General features: G+C 42.8%; 17 protein-coding genes. 9 read left to right on the plus strand and 8 right to left on the minus strand.

Annotated elements, in window-relative coordinates; genetic code table 11:
- Positions 1–2: 2 nt before the first annotated feature.
- Positions 3–344 carry an arsenosugar biosynthesis-associated peroxidase-like protein gene (locus LEP1GSC185_RS10780; RefSeq protein ID WP_008590515.1) on the minus strand — a complete coding sequence of 114 codons (342 nt, stop codon included), beginning with the start codon at positions 342–344 and terminating at the stop codon, positions 3–5.
- Positions 345–364: 20 nt separating this feature from the next.
- On the minus strand, positions 365–850 hold the full coding sequence (locus tag LEP1GSC185_RS10785) for a DUF4395 domain-containing protein (protein WP_008591371.1): 486 nt from the start codon (positions 848–850) through the stop codon (positions 365–367).
- Between the two features lie 80 nt (positions 851–930).
- Here LEP1GSC185_RS10785 and LEP1GSC185_RS10790 point away from each other — a divergent pair, with 80 nt between their 5' ends.
- From LEP1GSC185_RS10790 to LEP1GSC185_RS10805, 4 genes are all read left to right on the plus strand, one after another.
- On the plus strand, positions 931–2,334 hold the full coding sequence (locus LEP1GSC185_RS10790) for an MptA/MptB family glycosyltransferase (RefSeq protein ID WP_008590103.1): 1,404 nt from the start codon (positions 931–933) through the stop codon (positions 2,332–2,334).
- A 9-nt stretch (positions 2,335–2,343) separates the two neighbouring features.
- Positions 2,344–3,648 carry an adenylate/guanylate cyclase domain-containing protein gene (locus LEP1GSC185_RS10795; protein ID WP_008591783.1) on the plus strand — a complete coding sequence of 435 codons (1,305 nt, stop codon included), beginning with the start codon at positions 2,344–2,346 and terminating at the stop codon, positions 3,646–3,648.
- On the plus strand, positions 3,648–4,376 hold the full coding sequence (locus tag LEP1GSC185_RS10800) for a class I SAM-dependent methyltransferase (protein WP_008590316.1): 729 nt from the start codon (positions 3,648–3,650) through the stop codon (positions 4,374–4,376). Before LEP1GSC185_RS10795 ends, LEP1GSC185_RS10800 begins: the two co-directional genes overlap by 1 nt.
- A gap of 126 nt (positions 4,377–4,502) precedes the next feature.
- The gene (locus LEP1GSC185_RS10805; protein WP_008590291.1) at positions 4,503–7,790 is read left to right on the plus strand and encodes an efflux RND transporter permease subunit; all 3,288 of its coding nucleotides are present in this window, start codon (positions 4,503–4,505) and stop codon (positions 7,788–7,790) included.
- 128 nt (positions 7,791–7,918) lie between these two features.
- On the opposite strand, the gene LEP1GSC185_RS10810 is transcribed toward LEP1GSC185_RS10805, so the two are convergent.
- Together LEP1GSC185_RS10810 and LEP1GSC185_RS10815 are read right to left on the minus strand one after the other, a co-directional pair.
- Positions 7,919–8,518 carry a TetR/AcrR family transcriptional regulator gene (locus LEP1GSC185_RS10810; protein WP_008591396.1) on the minus strand — a complete coding sequence of 200 codons (600 nt, stop codon included), beginning with the start codon at positions 8,516–8,518 and terminating at the stop codon, positions 7,919–7,921.
- A 3-nt stretch (positions 8,519–8,521) separates the two neighbouring features.
- Entirely contained in the window at positions 8,522–9,511 is a 990-nt protein-coding gene (locus LEP1GSC185_RS10815; RefSeq protein ID WP_008590282.1) for an aldo/keto reductase, read from the minus strand.
- A 150-nt stretch (positions 9,512–9,661) separates the two neighbouring features.
- Here LEP1GSC185_RS10815 and LEP1GSC185_RS10820 point away from each other — a divergent pair, with 150 nt between their 5' ends.
- The gene (locus tag LEP1GSC185_RS10820; RefSeq protein WP_008591326.1) at positions 9,662–11,236 is read left to right on the plus strand and encodes an FAD-dependent thymidylate synthase; all 1,575 of its coding nucleotides are present in this window, start codon (positions 9,662–9,664) and stop codon (positions 11,234–11,236) included.
- A gap of 166 nt (positions 11,237–11,402) precedes the next feature.
- Entirely contained in the window at positions 11,403–12,581 is a 1,179-nt protein-coding gene (locus tag LEP1GSC185_RS10825; protein WP_008590091.1) for a M20 metallopeptidase family protein, read from the plus strand.
- A 74-nt stretch (positions 12,582–12,655) separates the two neighbouring features.
- On the opposite strand, the gene LEP1GSC185_RS10830 is transcribed toward LEP1GSC185_RS10825, so the two are convergent.
- From LEP1GSC185_RS10830 to LEP1GSC185_RS10845, 4 genes are all read right to left on the minus strand, one after another.
- Complete coding sequence (locus LEP1GSC185_RS10830) at positions 12,656–13,009, minus strand: hypothetical protein (protein WP_232298407.1); 354 nt, start codon at positions 13,007–13,009, stop codon at positions 12,656–12,658.
- Positions 13,010–13,392: 383 nt separating this feature from the next.
- Positions 13,393–14,682, minus strand: coding sequence for an aminopeptidase P N-terminal domain-containing protein (locus tag LEP1GSC185_RS10835; protein WP_008589750.1), 1,290 nt, complete (start codon positions 14,680–14,682; stop codon positions 13,393–13,395).
- Between the two features lie 2 nt (positions 14,683–14,684).
- A complete protein-coding gene (locus LEP1GSC185_RS10840) occupies positions 14,685–15,707 on the minus strand; it encodes a glycosyltransferase family 9 protein (protein ID WP_008591626.1) in 1,023 nt (340 codons plus the stop codon).
- On the minus strand, positions 15,707–16,831 hold the full coding sequence (locus LEP1GSC185_RS10845; RefSeq protein WP_008589986.1) for a thiolase family protein: 1,125 nt from the start codon (positions 16,829–16,831) through the stop codon (positions 15,707–15,709). Before LEP1GSC185_RS10845 ends, LEP1GSC185_RS10840 begins: the two co-directional genes overlap by 1 nt.
- A 131-nt stretch (positions 16,832–16,962) precedes the next feature.
- Between LEP1GSC185_RS10845 and bfr the strand changes: the two genes are divergently transcribed.
- From bfr to LEP1GSC185_RS10860, 3 genes are all read left to right on the plus strand, one after another.
- The gene (gene bfr / locus LEP1GSC185_RS10850; RefSeq protein ID WP_008591764.1) at positions 16,963–17,430 is read left to right on the plus strand and encodes a bacterioferritin; all 468 of its coding nucleotides are present in this window, start codon (positions 16,963–16,965) and stop codon (positions 17,428–17,430) included.
- Positions 17,431–17,545: 115 nt separating this feature from the next.
- The gene (locus LEP1GSC185_RS20030; RefSeq protein WP_024864120.1) at positions 17,546–18,595 is read left to right on the plus strand and encodes a hypothetical protein; all 1,050 of its coding nucleotides are present in this window, start codon (positions 17,546–17,548) and stop codon (positions 18,593–18,595) included.
- A 95-nt stretch (positions 18,596–18,690) separates the two neighbouring features.
- Positions 18,691–19,656 (plus strand): THUMP domain-containing class I SAM-dependent RNA methyltransferase, encoded by a 966-nt coding sequence (locus LEP1GSC185_RS10860; protein ID WP_008589567.1) that lies wholly within the window; start codon positions 18,691–18,693, stop codon positions 19,654–19,656.
- Positions 19,657–19,665 lie beyond the last annotated feature (9 nt).

Below are 19,665 nucleotides of genomic sequence, written 5' to 3' on the forward strand. Positions count from 1 at the left end.
TATTATATACCGAGTTCTTTAACTTTGTTTAATGCTTGAACGCTATGAACCAGACTTGCTCCCCCGCGGATAGCAGCACCTACATGGATCGCTTCCCAAATTTGTTCTTCGGTCACTCCTTTTTCCACCGTGTCCGTAGTATAAGCGTCAATACAGTAAGGACATTGTACCACGTGCGCTACCGCAAGAGCGATCAATGATTTTTCCTTAGCGGACAACGCTCCATCCGCAAAGACCGCTCCGTAATAGTCGAAAAACTTCTTTGCAAGATCAGGCTCAAATTCCCCGATATTCCCGAATTTTTTCAGATCTTCCGGTTTGTAATAAGTTGTTTCCTGTGCCACGAAGGCCTCCGTAGTCTCAATTATTCTTTAATTACGAATTGCAGGTTATTGCACTTCTCGCAGACTTCTTCCGGGATCCATCCCCATTTTATCAGAAATCCGAAAACAAAACAACCGGCGCAAAAACCTAAAATAGATTCTAAACTTGCAAAAATTACAAGAACTCCAAGCACAAATTGGAACGCTAACGACTGTCCTAAGGACAACAGAAGGAATGCAGTCCCGCTAAATATCACTCCCACAAATTGCGCGAATCTTTTAGGAGGACCGGCGACAACCTTGGACCCAAGACCGAATAACGGAACGATACCGTGTATCGCAAGTTTTGCGAATGGTGAATACTTTGGTCCATACAATACTCTGGCTGAAAATCCGTAGAAAAGCGCTCCCACCAACCAAAGCGATTGCGTAATTATTGCAGCCAAACTTAAGATGACAACTAGGCCTGCAACGGTCCTTGCTGCATATTCATTGACAGTGTCTGGAAAATTACCGATTCGAATCATTTTTTCTTGCCCGATGCCTTTTCACCTAGTTAGGCTTTGATCCCAGGGATTACAAGAATATTTTCGCTATATTGGACAAAATGGTTAATATAATTGCACAATATACAAGTAACTGCCGGGCTTTTGTAGGCACTTCTACCATTTTACTACTTTGGGCGGTCCCTCTCGCACTTTTCCCCTTATACTTCGAAAGAAAAGATATTTGGTTACTATGCGGAGCATTCTTCCTTAGCCTTTGTTTCTACTTCTTATTTCTAAAATTCCTTTCGAAAGGGAGAGAGAAGATCGGGATCTGGGCGGGGATCTTACTCAGGCTCTGGTTCTTATTTACTCCTGTATTTTTGTCCGAAGATACGTTTCGTTTTTTATGGGACGGGCTTTTGGTCTCGGAAGGTTTATCACCTTATTCAGAACTTCCCACAAATGTAAATTTAGGATTCAACCAAGAAATGGAGAAGGAACTGCTCTCCAACATGAATTCTCCCAATTATTACTCGGTATATCCTCCTGTATTGCAGGTTCTATTTTTAATTCCGGTATTCTTCTTAAAAAGAGGGCTTTCCGTTTTCTGGGCGATCTGCATTTGGAAAGGAATTTTAATTTTATTTGAATTAGGGATTCTTTATATATTTTTAAAAAAGAGAAAAGAAGAAGGTTCCGGGGATTTTTTGAAATACTGGCTCCATCCTCTCGTTCTTTGGGAAGGGATCGGGAACGGCCATCCGGAGCCTATCTTATTCTTCTTTTTATTCTTAGGGATAATCTTTTGGGAAAAAGGTAACGTTATTAGAGGATGCGTATTCTACATATCTTCCATACTTACCAAAATACTTCCATTACTCGCCCTGCCCTTTCTGTTCTTCTATTGGTGCAGAAGGTCCACTCCTCGTAAAATTTTCATCTTATTATTTTACTCTTTCCTAATATTCGGATCCGCTCTCATTTGGTTTTTATTCTCCGAGACTTGGGGAAAAATTATAATAGAACATTGGAGAAATGGGATCGGAGTATATTTTACATTATTCGAATTCCATGGAGGATTCTATTATCTTCTAAAAAATCTGATCAAATACACATGGTATCCCTATTCTGCCGGTATCGCATCTGCTATCTTAAGTATTTTTACGATCTGTTTTTATTCCTTTAGAGTTTCTAAGGTAGAAACAAACCGCAAGACGATCTTTCTTTTGACCGTATGGATCCATTTATGCGGGATCTATTATTTGTTCTCCAGTACAGTACATCCATGGTATTTTCTTCCGATCCTTGCTGCCTCCGTATTTACAAAAACGATCTGGCCATTGGTCGCTTCTTCCGTTTGGATACTATCCTACTCTACTTATTCGTCTTTTCCATTTTACGATAGGAACTGGGTCCTGGTATTGGAATATTCTGCAGTGCTTGGGACCTTCTTCTTGGAAAATTTTCTCTTGCTTAAAGAAAGAAGAAGGCAAAGATACATCGAAAATTCTCACCCTATTTAGGAATCATCTATGCTATCCAGACATTTTGAAACCCTGTCTAATACCTTGGAAAAAGAGATCCTGGCCAGCGAACAGATCCGAAGTAAGATCCTCCTGGCGGCCTTCGCATTTGCCGGAATTTCTTGGAGCGTTCTATTCCTATTTTTAAAAGAGGAATTTAATCGGAGCACCGGGATAGAATTCCCTTTCGAAGTTCTGATCGGCGCTCTTGCATTCGGCACAGTTTATGAATTCGGATTTTTAAAATTACTGAATTATCTGAAAGTAAGGGGATTTAAACTTCCGCTTCTACCTCGATTCGGGAATGCATTGATAGAAACTTCTTTGCCTGGGATCATATTATTTATTTTGATCCAAAAACATTCTCACCCGGTCGTCCCTTCCAATTCCCCTATCTCGAATCTATATTTCATTTTTATAATACTTTCAGTCTTAAGAATGGAATTCGGTCTTTCTTTTTTTACGGGAGCGATCGCAGCGATCCAATATTTGGTTACGGGTCTATTTTTTGTTCCAGACTCTCCTTTGGATGGAGAATCCGCTTATAGTTTCTTTTACTCCAAAGTCCCCACGTATATGCGCTCCGGATTGTTTTTAGCTTCCGGAATTGTCGCCGGCTTAGTCGGTCTCAGATTGAAAAAAATACTGAAAAACTCCGTAGAACGTTTGGAAGAAAGAAACGAAATTTTAGGAATGTTCGGGCAATATGTTTCCCCATCAGTAGTTGATAAATTGATGAGCCAGAAAACGGATACTGCTTCCGAAAACAAGGACGTATGTGTGATGTTCCTAGATATCCGCAACTTCACTAAATTCTCCGAAGATAAAAGTCCTTCCGAAGTGATCTCATATTTAAATACCCTATTCGAGGATATGATAGAGATAGTGAATAAGCATAACGGAATTATAAATAAATTTTTGGGAGACGGGTTTATGGCGGTCTTCGGAGCTCCGCTTTCCGACAATGGAAAAGACGCCAAGAATGCAGTCTCTGCCTCTTTAGAAATTCAGAAAAAAGTAATAGAGATGAATATCTCCGGCAAGATCCCTGAAACAAAAATCGGAATAGGCCTGCACTTCGGAGAGGCTATGACAGGAAGTGTAGGTTCTTCCCAAAGAAAGGAATATACCATCATCGGTGATACGGTCAATCTTGCGTCCAGAGTGGAACAACTGAACAAAGACTTCGGAAGCGAAATTTTGGCAACGGATACTGTTTACGAACATGTAAAACACTATTTGGAAGCGGAGTCCCTTCCACCTGTAAAAGTAAAAGGAAGAGAGAAAGAAGTCCTAATCTACAAATTGACCTAATGCAAACTCCAGAATCACATTACGAAAACTTTTTGGCCGAAAAATATTCCTGGATGTTGGGTGACCTTTCTGTCCGGGAAAAGGACCAACTCGAAGTATTTAGATCTTTCGAGATATTTCCGCAGGGAAACGGAGTTGCCTGGGACCTCGGAGCTGGAAGCGGGATACAATCCATTCCATTGGAAGATTTAGGATTTCAAGTTTTAGCGATCGATCTCAGTGAAAAATTATTATCCGAGATCAAGGCAAGGAAGCCGGATACCAAAATCAGGACCAAGGTTGCAGATATCAGATCCAGGGAATTATACCAAGGAGTTTCTCCCGAATTACTTTTATGCATGGGAGATACGATCACTCATTTGGGATCAGAAAAAGATTGGGAGGATACTGTAAGTCTTTGGTCTAGTTTTCTTTCTCCGGGAAGTAAATTAATTTTAGGATATAGAGATCTAAGTTACGGAAAACCGGGAGATCAAAATATTTTTGTGGTTCGTTCGGAGGAATCCAAAATTTTCACCTGCCAATTACAATTCACTCAAAACAAAGCGGAAGTTACGGATATATTTCACGAAAAGACCGACAAAGGTTGGACAGTATCTTCCAGTTCGTATAACAAACTCATTCTTCCGTTAGATGATTTGATCCGGACCGCATCTCGGAATAATTTTAAATTAGCAAAAAAGGATGAGAAAAACGGGATGAAGTTTTTACTTTTCGAAAAGCTTTGATTAGACCCACGTTCTTAGGATCCGTTCCTTTCTATCGTTCATTTTAAGAGATCCTTTTTCTCAAAAACCATTCGACAAGTCTGGACTGACTGGGAATTTGTTCGTATCCTTGCCAGGAATCCTTCCATGATAGATAAACTGATACGTATCTCCATTAAGAACAGGATTTTCGTCCTGATACTCACCGCTGGCGTGACCATTGTAGGTTTTTATAACGCGTATCAACTATCTATCGATGCAATCCCTGACATTACAAACGTTCAGGTTTCTGTAGTAACTCAATCTCCAGGACTTTCTCCAGTAGAGGTGGAACAGTTCATCACTTATCCGATCGAAATGGAACTGACCGGAGTTCCTCACGTAACGGAGATCCGTTCCATTTCCAGAACCGGAGTAAGTAGTGTTACCGTTATCTTCAAGGATGGAACGGATATTTACTTTGCAAGGCAATTGATCAACGAAAGATTGAGAGCCGCTGAAGCAGTGATCCCCAAAGGTTACGGTAGCCCGGAACTTTCTCCGATTGCAACCGGTCTTGGGGACATTTACGAATTCGTTTTAACAAGCGATCGTCATAATCCGGAAGAACTCAGAACCTATATGGAATGGGAACTTGCCAGAGAAATCAAATCTACCGAAGGGATTATCGACGTAAACATCATAGGCGGGGAAGCAAGACAATACCAGATCAAGATAGATCCCCAAAGATTAGCAGTTCATAATATTACATTATCGCAACTCTGCGATAAACTAGAGACCGCAAACCAAAACACAGGTGGTGGTTATATCTCAAAAGGCGCCGAGCAGATCGTGATCCGCGGAGAAAGCCAGTTCAAAACTCTGGATGAGATCCGTAACGTAGCGGTCCAAACCGAAAGAGACGGTGTTCCTCTACTTTTGGGACAGATTGCTACGGTGGAAACCGGCCCTGCGCTTCGTTTCGGACTTATGACCAAAGACGCAAAAGGAGAAGTTGTAGGCGCCACTGCAATGATGCTCATGGGCCAAAACTCCCTGGAGGTTGTAAAAAGGGTCAAAGAAAAGATAGAAATATTAAGAGCAAGACTTCCGGAAGGTATGAAGATCGTAACATTCTACGATCGTTCCGAATTTATCGGAAGAACGTTAGGCACTATTTTTACCAACCTGGCAGAAGCTGCGGTGCTCGTAATCATCGTTTTGATCTTTGCGCTGGGAACTGTAAAAGGTGCGCTCTTGGTCAGCTTATCCATTCCGATCCCGATGCTCGCCGCCACGATATTCATGAGAATGTTCGGAATCGTCGGTAACTTAATGTCTTTAGGAGCACTGGACTTCGGACTCTTAGTCGACGGAACCATCGTAATGTTGGAATCAGTTCTTCACGGTTTTATCCTAAAACAAGCATTCTACGAACAACAAAATTCGCAAGAAGACAGAAAACTCGCGGCAGAACAAATCATCACCGATTCTTGCGTGAGAGTCGCCAGAGCGGCGGCATTCTCCGTCGGGATTATCCTTTTAGTATACCTACCGCTCATGACATTAGAAGGTGTAGAAGGTAGAATGTTCAAACCTATGGCGATGACTGTCGCCATTTCCCTAGCAATGGCGCTTTTATTCTCTCTTACTACATTCCCTGCTGCTGCGAGTATACTTTTCCAAACTCCGGTATTCCATCATAGTAAGTTCTGGGACAGAGCGGAAGAGTTGTATATGCAACTTCTCGACTTTGGTATGGCTAACAAAAAACTTTTCCTAAGAGCAGGTTTAGGAGTATTTGCAGTTTCCCTAATATTGGGATCTACTTTAGGATCGGAGTTCCTTCCACGTATCGACGAGGGAGAATTTGCGATCGATATCAAAAGGCTTCCTTCCACATCCATCAATTATTCCAGAGATACGAATACTGAAATGGAAAAGGTTATCGCTCAGTTTCCGGAAGCAACAAGCGTTGTAAGCAAAATGGGTAGAGGTGAATCCGCTGCCGAGCCTATCGGAACGGAAGAAGGTGAATCCATGGTGAAACTCATTCCTTCTAAAGAATGGACTACTGCCTCTTCTCGCGACGAACTCATGGATAAGATGAAGGACGCAATCCTGAAATCCGTCCCTTCCAGTACGATTTCACTTTCTCAACCGATCGAGAACAGAGTGAACGCGCTTCTTTCAGGATCCAAAGCGGACGTCGTGATCAAAATTTACGGAGATGATCTGCAGACCTTAAAGGATACCGCGTCTAAATTTGCGGATAAGATCAAAAAAGTCCCTGGTGCAGCGGACTTAAGAGTGCAAAGAGTTCTTGGCCTTCCTTTAATTCAGATCAAATCGGACCGTCAAAAGATGGCGCGTTACGGCGTAGCCGCAGAGGAAATACTCACCACCGTCGAATCATTACGTATCGGAAGAAAGGCCGGAAAAGTTTTCGAAGGATTCAAACGATTCGACTTAGTCGTTCGCCTTCAATTGGATGTCTCCGATCTGGACAAATTGGAGAATATTCCAGTCATGACTTCTACCGGAGTTACGGTCCCTCTAGGTCAAGTTGCCACAATCGAATTCGTAGAAGGTCCCGCCGCTATTTACAGAGAATCCTTAAAACGTAGGATCATGGTAGAAGCGAACGTGCGAGGAAGAGACTTAGTAGGTTTCGTAAACGAAGCACAGAAAGTCACAGCAGATATCGAAAAAAATCTTCCGGAAGGATATAGAACGGACTGGGGAGGTCAATTCGAGAACTTCCAGAGAGCAAAAAACAGATTAATGCTCGTGGTTCCGATCGCACTCGGAATCATTTTCGTAATGTTAATAGCAGCATTCGGAAATATTTATTATGCTGCAGGAGTGTTCATCGTAGTCCCTCTTGCAGTCGCAGGAGGAATTATCGGCCTCGTGCTCAGAGGACTTCCGTTTAGTATTCCTGCAGGAGTTGGATTTATCGCAGTAAGCGGTATCGCGGTATTGAACGGGGTCGTATACGCCTCCACTCTCAAAGAAGAATTAGAAAAAGGTATAGCAGTTTCCAAAGCGGTATTGTCCGCAGGACTTCATTCACTTCGTCCAGTAATGACAACTGAGATCATCGCAGCAGTCGGATTTATTCCGATGGCGATCTCCACAATGGCGGGAGCAGAGGTACAAAGACCTTTGGCGACTGTGGTGATCTTCGGAGTAATCGTTGCGACCGTTCTATCTCGGGTGCTTCTTCCGATCGTGATGGAATTCCTACTGAATATCTACCAAGACCAGGAAAGAAGAAAAGAAGCTCGTAAAAGAAAATTAGAGTCCGAGTTCCAAGCCTCCAGAGCCCTAGAAAGAATACCGGAAACCTTAGAAGAAGTTTCCTGGGATTCAGAAGAGATCCAAGAAGAGCAGGAAGAAGTCCTAAGTTCTAAATCCAAACGTTCCAAAAATGGATTGAAGAAGAAAAAATAAGGGGGCGGCTCCTCACTTCGTTCGGACCGGGCTACTACGGGCTACGCTATCGCTCCGGTCCTTTCGCAGCGACCCATAGTAGCGAGAAAACGACCGCGAAGACGCAGAGGTTCAAGTTCCTATAGGTTTTACTTCTTACTCTTCAACCCGGATAGGATCGTAGTAACGACGGATCTTAAAAATTCGATCCGGTCCTCTTCTATATTATCGAATACCATGCGGGGATGGTGGAAAGCTGCTGTACCTTCGAAAATGATCCTTGCACCTTCTTTGGGAGTATTACAAAAAAATAATCCTTTTTGTATCCCTTCTTGGACCATGGCTTCCAGTTGCCCGTACATAGTCTGGATATGTTTTTTAACGAATGGTCTCGTTTTCTCTGCGGAATTATTAAATGCAGTGTAAATCCTAGGATCGGATAGGACCTTCTCCCGTTTCATCATATGAAGGGTCATTAGCCATTCTAAGATCCTTTCTTCCAACGGGTTAGTCTTTACGGAAATTTGAGAGAGAGCCAGATCGATACGGTCCAACCACCTTTTCGAAATGGAATCGAGTAACGCTTCTTTGTCCGCGAAATGTTTGTATAATGCGGCGTGGCTTAGATTCAGGTTTCTAGCCACGTCGGTCAGTTTCAAACGCTCGACGCCGTTCCTTCTGATCTCAATCTCAGCGGCATCGAGCACTTTTTCTTGTAGTTCTTCCGGTTTTAAACCTGTTTTAGGCATCTATCATTTAACGACGAGCTGCATTAAATGAGAAGGATATCTATCTCCTTGGAAGGCACCATCCGGAAAAGATTCGTCCAGGGTTTTCAGTTCTTCCGGACTTAATTGGACCGAAAGAGCTTCTAAATTTTCCCTAAGACTCGCTCTTCTTGTGGAACCGATCAGAGGAACAATATCCTCTCCTCTATGCAGCACCCAAGCGATAGCAAGTTGTGCAGTACTGCAACCTTTCTTCTTTGCAAGCTCTTGAAGCAGACTCACACGCTCCAAATTCGCTTCAAGGTTTTTTCCCAGAAAGCGTGGAGAATTAGATCTAAAATCAGGAACGCCCAGAGAGTTTTCTATCTTTCCGGTTAGAAGTCCCCGACCTACGATCCCATATGGAACGATCGCAACCCCAAGCTCTCTAGCGGTATCCAAGAGTTCCTTTTCGATTACGCGAGTGGCCAAAGAATATTCCACTTCCAAAGCGGAGACCGGATGAACTTTATGGGCTCTTCTCAAATTTTCAGGAGAAGCTTCCGAAAGTCCCAAATAGCGCACGTATCCTTCCTTGATCAGATCTGCAATTGCGCCTACTGTCTCCTCGATCGGAATTTCCGGGTCGACCCGAGATGCCTGGTAAATATCGATCACATCGACTCCAAGCCGAGTGAGAGAATGTGCCGCAAAGTTTTTTACAGAATTCGGACGGAAATCGTATCCGATGAATGCGCCGGAAGGACTGCGAAGTCCACCGAACTTCACGCTGATCATAGGTTTGTTCTTTCTTCCTTTCAGCGCTTCCGATATCAAAAGTTCGTTATGACCTGTTCCGTAAAAGTCTCCAGTATTTAGGAAATTGATCCCGGAATCTAATGCTTCATGGATGGTCGCAATGGATTCTTCCCTACTTCTGGTCTCTTTTGTTCCATAAAAATCCGACATCCCCATACAGCCTAAGCCGACTTGGGAAACTTCAGGGCCGTTTTTACCTAATTTTCTCAGTTTCATTCGAAACCTCCATTTAGTTACAGTTTACATTTTTTATTATTTGTAACTAAATACAAGCTTTTTTCGAAACTGTTTTGTCGGAGTTCCTACATTTCTTGCTTTTCGCTTTCCGACATAATACCATTTTAGTTTTCCGGAGTAGCAGATCCCATGGAACACCAGAAACCAATCGTCCAGCTTTTAGACGCGACCACAGAACCATTCAACCTAGCCATAGCGTCTGCGAGAACCTGCTATTCATCTAAGGGGATCCTTCTTCCGGAAGATATGATCCGCTCTGAAAAATCCCTGGAGATTAGGGACAAGGTGGCCAAATCCACTAAAAAGGCGGGCCATCTCACCACGAGACAACATCCTCATTTTATATTCACCCTGGACAAGGTATCCCGTCAGTTCGTTTGGTCCTTTTTACATTCTCATCCGTACTATAACTCGGAACAGGTGAGCCAAAGGTATGTGGAAGTTAAAAAGGAAAATTATTATATTCCACCTACTCTTTCCGGAAAGCAGAAGGAGCTCTATCTGGAAGCAGTTGAGTCTGCGTCTAACGCGTATTTTGAGTTTGTGGAACTACTGCATCCGTTCATCCAAGACGAATATTTCCTAGTATACAAGGCTCGGGCAAATTATCCGGAAAAATGGCAGCAACCGATTAAGAAGAAGTGTCTGGAAGTAGCACGTTACCTTCTTCCTTTGGGAACCTATACTTATTTATATCATTCAGTAAACGGACTCACCCTTCATAGATATAATCGTCTGATGAATTCGTTCGATGTTCCGGAAGAACAACGCTTGGTTGTAGAGGAGATGATCGAAAAGGTGAAAGAGATCGATCCTCTTTACGTAGAGGAAATGGACGATCCGATCCCTCTGGAAGAAACTGCAGAGTTTAAATTTTTCAAAGACTTCTACCAGGACAACGCTAACGAATATAGACCGGAAGCGGCTAAAAATTTCGTAAGAGAATTCGACGAGGATATGGATAACCGTTATTCAAGGTTAGTTTCCTATTCTTCTAACGGTCCGGAAGTTTTAGCTTCTTCTGTCCGAGCAGTTTTAGGTTTATCTAAAAATTCTCTAAACGATGAAGAAGCGATCCGGCTTGTGATGGATCCTTCCAAAAATAAACATCTGACCTCTACTCTGAACGAAACAACTATGAGTCCTCTTTCTAGAGCGATGTTCAATGTGCATTATTCTTTCAAAAAAAGGATCTCTCATTCCGCTGATAGCCAGGACCAAAGGCATAGAATGGTACCCGGTTCTCGCCCTGTGTTAATGAGCCAGTATACCGGAATGCCGGATTATATCGTTCCCAAAGTAGTATTAAAATATCCTCAATTAGAAGAAACTTATAGAAGAAGAATGGACGGCATTTTTAAAAGCTTGAACCGTTTTATAGAAGCAGGCGGATCTACTGAACATGCTTCTTATCTTCTACCGAACGCTTTTCCGGTACGTTTTTATGAAAGTGGGGATCTATTAAATCTTCATCATAAATGGAGAGCAAGGACTTGTTATAATGCTCAGGAAGAAATTTTCCAAGCTTCTATCAATGAACTTGTGGATCTAACAAAGGTACAACCTGAGATCGCAAAATGGATCAAGGCGCCATGTTGGATACGTCTGCAAGGCGATATCAAACCGTATTGTCCGGAAGGCGACCATTACTGCGGGACCCAAGTTTGGAAAAGAGAATTGGACGAGTATGATAGAACTCTGTGACTACAAGCTGCATTTTCGCACAAATGCACAGAGCTACAGCGACTATTAAGAAATCGTCCGAATTCGGATAAAAATTATCGGGCATCGATCCGATCGCTCACTCCAAAAAAATAAAAAAAGGCAGGACTAAAAACCGATTTCGGAGTAAATCATCCTATATATAATCATGAAAACAGTATCTCCTACAAGGGCCGAAGAACTAGTCCGATACCGCAGATTTATTCACAAACATCCCGAACTCAGATACGAAGAAGTCGGGACAGCGGATTTCGTCTCTAAACATCTCCAATCTTTAGGCTATACTTTTCAATCCGGGATCGCAAAAACAGGGATCGTTTGTTTGATAGATTCCGGAAAACCGGGTAAAACTCTTTTGGTTAGGGCTGATATGGATGCTCTTCCTATCTTTGAGGAGAACAAGACGGATTACACATCCGTTCACAATGGAGTTATGCATGCATGCGGTCATGACGCTCATACTTCCGTTTTAATGGGCCTTGCCTCCGAACTAAAAGAAAATCCAAGTGCGATCGTCCCAAAAGGAAGAGTCTTGTTGGTATTCCAACCTGCAGAAGAAGGCGGACAAGGCGCAGATCGAATGATCGAAGAAGGAATATTAGAAAAATACGATGTATCCGCTGCATTGGCGCTTCATGTGTGGAATCATATCCCTGTAGGAAAAGTGGGAGTTGTAGACGGTCCTATGATGGCCGCTGTGGATGAATTCCAGATCACTGTCCAGGGGATCAGCGGTCACGGTGCGATGCCCCAGCATACAGTGGATCCTATATTAGTAGGTTCTCATATAGTCACAGCTCTCCAAAGTATCGTGTCCAGAAACACCGACCCTCTGGATTCCTGTGTTGTCACAGTAGGCGCCTTTCATGCAGGACATGCATTCAATGTAATTTCCGAAACGGCTGAATTAAAGGGTACAATCCGAACATTCACAAAAGAAATGTTTGATAAAGCGCCAGATCTATTCAAAAGAGTCGTGGAAAATACTGCCTCCGCCTTTGGTGCTAAGGCAATAATCCATTACGAAAGGACAAATGCTCCGACGATCAATCATCCTGAAATGGCAAATATCGTCCGAAAAGCATCGGAAAATATTTTAGGTCCGAACTCTATAACAGAAGAACATGCTAAGACCATGGGCGGAGAAGATTTCTCCGCATTTTTGATGAGAGTCCCAGGATGTTACTTTTTTGTAGGCTCAATGAATGAGGAGAAGGGACTTGTACATCCGCATCATAGTTCCAAGTTCGATATAGATGAGACTTCTCTTCCGATCGGTTTGTCTGTGATGAAGGAAGCAATCCGACTTTATTTAGAAACTCATTGAGGATCTGATCCCCCGTAGGAATTCCAATGTGCAGACCAGGCCTTTTGTTGGAATTCCTACATAACATACTGGGTTCAAGCTCCCCAAGGCAAAAACTTCTCCTCATCTTTTGCAGTTTCCTTTTTCGGCCCCTGATTTCCCTCTCCGAATGGCCTAAATCCGGAATTCAAGTTCAATTCTATTTTCAAAAGCGAACTTAAAAAACTACTGGTGGAAACATTTCTCTCTTTGGCGTAACCCATCGCTTCCCAATAATCCGCACCATAAACTCGGACCCTTTTTCTGGAATCGCTACTCTTTACTTTTTCAAAATCTAATCTTGGGATCTTCCCTTTTTGTCTTTTTTCTCTAAAAGAAGAAATTATAGACTGAAGGATCATCTTTGGATCTCCCAAATGAAGTATAGCATCTCTCCAGATCGATTCCATTTCCATAGGAATTCTCCAATCAATTTGAATCGTCCCCCTATTCTCTAAAATTTGTTTCCTAAAAACTTCTTCCATGTTCGCCTCCGAATAATGGGATCGAATCCTTAACATGGAACCAATATCATCAAATTAAAAAAATATATAATATTAAAATTTTTGAATTTAGTTCGTCTTAGGCAAGAATTAGCGACTAAGACGAAAAGTTTGGAGACGTAAACAAGGATTTGCAGCAACCATCAACTCAAAAAATCGCATGACACAACGGATCGAAAAAATGACCGGAATCAATATTCCGGAGTATATTATAGAAATTTAATTGAAAAAATCGGATAAATCCCGGCCAAAGCTTTAGGATTTACAAAGACTCCCTTCCGTGCCACAGATTAAGACCTCATGGCCTCAATCTCATCTACTTCTTTTGCGATCATAGAAGTTAGGACCACCGGACTATCCCCGTTCACAAGTACGTCATCCTCTATTCGAACTCCGATCCCTCTGAAACCGACAGGGATTGTCTCATCGGCAGGATCAAAATACAACCCAGGTTCCACAGTTACGACCAGCCCGTTCTGCATAGGTTTACTTTTTCCGTTCTCAAAATAGCGCCCTACATCATGCACATCCATTCCGAGATAATGGCCTGTTCTATGCATGTAAAATCTGCGGTATTCTCCTTTCTCAATAATCTCCGAAAGATTTCCTTTTAACAAACCCAGATCCATCAATCCGGAAGTTAAATTTTTAACGGTCTTTTCATGAACCGCATTGAACTCTACACCTTGTTTTGTATCCAAGATTGCTTGTTTCTGCACATCCAATACGAGTTGATAAATCGTTCTTTGTTCTGAAGTGAATTTTTTCCCCGAAGGAAAGACTCGCGTAACGTCTGCGGTATAATAATCCTTCTCCGCTCCGCTATCTACTAAGATGAGTTCGTTATCGCCGATCTTTGCGCGATTGGTTGTATAATGAAGAATGGTTGCGTTCTTTCCTGCAGCGACTATATGGCCGTAACCTCCGCCCCAGGCACCATGTTTTAAATATTCGGATTCCAGAATGGACTCTAATTCGAATTCATACATTCCAACCCTCGTCTCTCTGAACAACCTTTCGTGTCCGAGAGCTGTTATCCGGGAAGATTCTTTTAATTTTTCGATCTCTTCCGGTGATTTTAACATTCTCATTTCATGAAGAAAATTAGGGATCTCCCATCTTTGTGGACCGAATTTACCTTCTCTCAATCTTCTATTCAAGGAGCTGATGAGTTCGAGTAATTCGGAATCTCTTTTAGAGTCCTTTCCAAAAAAATGATATAAGGTAAACTGATTGGTTAGAATATCAGAGATCTTGGAATCCCATTCTCCTAGATCAAAGCTTTGATCCAATTCTAATCTTTTTTTGATCTCTTCTTTTCCGAGACGGATGCCTGTCCAAATCTCTTTCTCCTTATCTTTTGGAAGAGCAAAATGAGAGGAGAAGTCCCTACGTAATACCAAAACACCGTCTTCTTCCTCGATACCTGTCAGATAATAATAATCGGAGTCCTGTCTAAACTTATACTCCACATCCCTATTACGGATCTTTTGAGGAGCGGCAAAAATGAGTAGGACTTCCGACTCTTTTAAAAGATTCTGAACTTCTCGGATCCGTTTTCTAAAAATGTTTTGGTCCATAATTATCCTTTAATTAGACGAATTCCCTCTTCCACCATTTTGTCTGTATCCTGTTCCAACATACAACGAAAATGTCTTTTAGGACAGACCCTTCCCCCATGAATACCACAAGGACGACAGTCTAGGCCGTTCACTTCCGAGATAAACACACTGCTAGCCAAAGGAGTATAACCGAATGCAGGAATTGTGGCGCCGAAAGCGGCCAAAGTCGGAATATTAAATGCGGAAGCAAAATGAATTGGAGAAGAATCGTTTGTCACAAGGAGGACCGCCCCGCTCATCAAATAGCTCATTTCAGGAAGAGAAGTTTTTCCCGCAAGATTGATCCCGAAATCCTGCGCTACTTCTTCGCAAAGTTTGGTATCTCCTTTGCCTCCGGTCAGAACGATTTTTAGTCCGGTCCTTTCATGTAGAAGTTTACTGACAGTTTTGAATTTATCCGCAGGCAAACGTTTTGTCTCCCAAACGGAAGAAGGAGAAACCAGGATATAATTCCCTTTTTCTAAACCGTTCTTTTTCATTTCTGATTGGATACCGGTAACGGATTCGGGTTTCCAAAATAGTTCAGGTTGTCTGGAAATATTTTTTCTTTCTTCTTCCGAATAGATCAATGAAAGAAGTTTGTCCACCTCGTGAGGTCCTCTTAACAACCTTGGCTTTCTTTCATTCAATAAGAATGAAAATCCTGCAGTCTTATATCCTATTCTCCTTTTGGCTCCGCTCAAAAATGAAATTATAGAAGAACGAAATGAAAAATGAGGAGAAATACAAATAGTAAAATTATGTTTTCTTAATTCTTTACAGAAGTTCCAAAAGCCGAAAAAAGAAGATTTGATCTGTTTTTTGTCCAAAGGGATGATAAGATCGATCCAAGGATTCGCTTCCAAAACGGATTCGGTCCCTTTGTTCACGATCACAGTCATTTTAGAACCGGGAAACCTTTTCTTGATCTCCCTAAAAAGTGGAGTAGTTAAGATCAGGTCCCCTAAGAACGCAGTTTGGATCACTAAAATATTTTCAGGCATTACTTTTGCGCCTCTAGGATAGTTGCAAAATTATTTACACCGAGCCCTCCGATGGACAAACTCAATGCAGTATCCGAATCATTTTCATTCATAAAATTACAAAGTTCGGCGATTTGTGCAAGGCCCGAAACTCCCACCGGATGACCTCTTGTTTTCAACCCTCCGGAAGGATTGATAGGAAGTCTCCCTCGTTTGTCAGTGACACCTTCCGCCACGTTTGCAAGCGCCTTTCCTTGAGAAAATAAGCCTGCATCTTCTGCGGCGATGATCTCAAAGATCGTGAATGCATCGTGCAATTCCGCGACTTGAATATCCGAAGGTTTTTTGCCGGATTCCGTATAAGCTTGCTCAAACGCGGATCTAGATGCCGGAAAACTAAGTCCACCTGGAACTCCGTTCACCTGCCCTAAACCATGCCCCGTACCGATTATCTTAATTTTTTTACGGTCCTTATCCAATCTTGCCGGATCAGTCTCTAAAAGTAAAGCGCAGGAACCGTCGGACAAAGGAGAAATATCATATAAACATAATGGACTTGAGAACATAGGAGAGGAGAAGTATTCCTCTTCGCTTAAGTTTTTTTGAATATGTGCGATCTTATTCTCGAGACCGTTATCGTGAAGTTTTTTAGATAACCTGAAAAGTTCCTTTCTGGAATATCCAAAATCCCTTAAATACCTGGTTGCAGTCAAAGCCCCACCTTGGGCCATGGACATTGCCAGATTCCTTTGTTGGGAAGAGAGAACAGAACCCAAGAGTAGATTATTCTCTTCTCGAGGAAGTCTACTCATGACCTCCGTTCCGATCACGATCCCTCTTTTAAATTTTCCTGATAGAAGAAGATAACGGGCCAGATGAAGAGCGGAAGCTCCACTGGAAGATGCAGTCTCAGAACGGATCGCGAATAAGGAAGAAAGTCCTAGATCTTCTTTGATCTTTGCTGGTAAAAAAATTTCTCCAGTATAACGTTCGGGGGCCATACATGCAAAGATCAGAAATTCAGGAACAAAGCCTGGATTCTTCTTAAGTAAATGATTCGCAGTATCATAAGAGAGCGATTGATAGTCGGAATCAGTCTTGCCGAATTTACTTAAGTGAGAATCGAGCACATAGGCCGAGGTCATATTCCTACAAATTTCCCGGCTCCTGATTACGAGCAAAGTCAAAAACTTAAGAGACGACGCTGCCTTTTTTCGAATCTCGCTTTTCAAAATAGGCACTCTCGTTTATAGTGATCTAAGGTAGGAGAAACGACGTGAAAGGAAACCAAGAAGTCCTCGAAATCCTAGCGGAAGTGCTCTCCGCCGAACTCACAGCGATCAACCAGTATTTCATCCACGCAAAGTTGAACAAGAACTGGGGTTACGAAAAACTTGCTTCTTATATGAAGAAAGAATCCATCGAAGAGATGAATCACGCAGACCAAGTCATCGAGCGTATTCTCTTCCTGGACGGAGTTCCCGATCTGCAAAGATACATGAAGATCAATGTAGGTAAGGATATCGAAAGTATCCTAAAGAATGATTTAGACGTAGAATACAATGCCGTAGAACGTTTGAATCGCGGGATAGAAATTTCCACCAAAAATAAAGACAACGGCACACGTGAATTGCTCGAGAAGATCCTCGTCTCCGAGGAGGAGCATATCGACTGGCTCGAGGCCCAGCTAGAGATCATCAAAACCATTGGGGTCCAAAATTATTTGGCCCAACAAATCACCTAAGCATTGAATTCCAAAAAACCATCCCCTAAAAAATCCCCTTCTTCCGGATATGGCGAGAAGGGGCCTGCTAAGTCAGGTTCTTCTTTTTCCAAACCGACTCGCTCCAAAAACTCGAGTGCCGATCGAGATTCAGATCGTAAACCCTATCGCTCTAAAGAAAGAGGCGACTCAGAAAGACCTTACCGTTCCAAAGACGGAAACTCTAAGCCAGGATATTCTTCCGACAAACCGAAAGAGAGAGGCGGATCTAAACCGTTTCGTTCCGGCAATGATAGAAACTCCCCTGCTCGCTCCGGAAATCGTAAATTTTCAGACGAAGAAAAAAAACCTTTTCGAGATAAAGATTCCGATCGCAGTGATCGCAAACCATTCTCACGTAGTTCAGATCGTGGGGACAGAAAACCATACTCTCGTGATTCAGATCGCGGAGAAAGAAAGCCATTCTCTCGCGATTCAGAACGTGGAGAGAGAAAACCATACTCTCGTGACTCAAGCCGAGGCGATAGAAAACCATTTTCTCGCGATTCAGAACGTGGAGAGAGAAAACCTTTTTCCGGAAACACAAGAGGAGAAGGTAGGAACTCCTACGGTGAAAATTCCGATCGAGGCGATCGTAAACCATTCTCACGTAGTTCAGATCGTGGAGAAAGAAAGCCGTATTCTCGCGATTCAGATCGCGGAGACAGAAAGCCATTCTCTCGTGACTCAAGCCGAGGCGATAGAAAACCATTTTCTCGCGATTCAGAACGTGGAGAGAGAAAACCTTTTTCCGGAAACGCAAGAGGAGAAGGTAGGAACTCCTACGGTGAAAATTCTAACCGTGGAGATCGTAAGCCATTCTCAGGAAATTCGGATCGTGGGGAAAGAAAACCATTCTCTCGCGACTCCGGCCGTGGAGAAAGAAAGCCATTCTCCGGTAACTCTGATCGTGGAGACAGAAAACCTTTCTCTCGAGACTCAGACCGTGGAGAACGTAAACCTTTTTCCCCTCGCGGAAAAGAAGGATTTCGTTCCGAACGTCCAACTCGTTCCTATGAAGAAGATAATTACAGAGAAGGCATCCGTGCGGGTTGGCAGTCCGCAAAACTTTCCCTCTCGGAATTTGATAGACCGGAAGCCCTCACCTATCATGCGTCATGCGGAGATGGTCTCGCATTCTTATTAAAAGAAGAAGTTATAGAAGCGGGTTTAGAAATTCTCTCGGACAACAGAGGAGGAGTTTTTTTCAAGGGACCTTCCAAAAAAGTCAGGGACTTTTGTTTGAGTTCGGGAATTTCTTCCGGGATCAGCTTCGAATTGTCCTCTTGGCAGGACATTCAAGGGCCAGACGATCTATACGAAGTTGCGGCAATGTTCCCTTTCGAAAAACTACTTTCTCCGGGCACCAAGTTCAGAATAGATGCTGCGACAAAAGATAGCCTTCAAGATTCACGTTATGCGACTTATCGCTTAAAAGACGCGATATTCGACAGATTCAGAGCACAAGGACTCGAGCTACCGGAAGCGGATCGTGAAGAGCCGGAGGTATTATTCTACCTTCGTTCCAGAATGAATCAGGTAAAATTATTCCTGGCATTACATGCCCAACCTTTACAAAGAAGAGGTCATGGAAGAGAAGGTGGAGAAGCTCCACTCAGAGAAACCTTGGCACAAGCGTTGCTCCGCTTTTCAGGTTGGAAACCGGGAGAAGCGTTATACGACCCATTCTGCGGTTCAGGTACTCTATTGATAGAAGCGGCGCTCAGAATGAGAAACGGTGGCTGGGTGAACTACAAAAGTTTGTCCAGATCCTCTATCTTCACCAGGCTGTTCGGACCTTGCAAAGCAAAAGAAGAATGGGACTCAAAGGAAATCCTACTCTTCGGTTCGGATATCTCGGAAGACGCAATAGAATTAGCAAAAAAGAATGCAAAAGAAGCCGGAGTCGCAGACTTGATCCGCTGGAAGGTTGCTTCCGCAGAAGAACAAGACGCAAGCCCCGGATTCAAAGAAGGTAAGATCGTAACGAATCCGCCTTATGGAGTCAGATTGGGAGACAAGGAATCCGTTTCCGAATTGTATTCTAGCTGGGGAGAATCTTTGAAAAAGAATTTCTCCGGATCCTATGTGGCTTTAGTGGCGGGAGATCCTTCCCTTTTGGGCTTCTTAAAACTCAAATCCGACAAAGAACAATCCGTCACCATCGCTAAGTTAAAAGGAAAATTAGTTGCCTATCGGATCGACTAAGCCAGACTC

The organism is Leptospira licerasiae serovar Varillal str. VAR 010 (genome assembly GCF_000244755.1).
Taxonomy (GTDB): domain Bacteria; phylum Spirochaetota; class Leptospiria; order Leptospirales; family Leptospiraceae; genus Leptospira_B; species Leptospira_B licerasiae.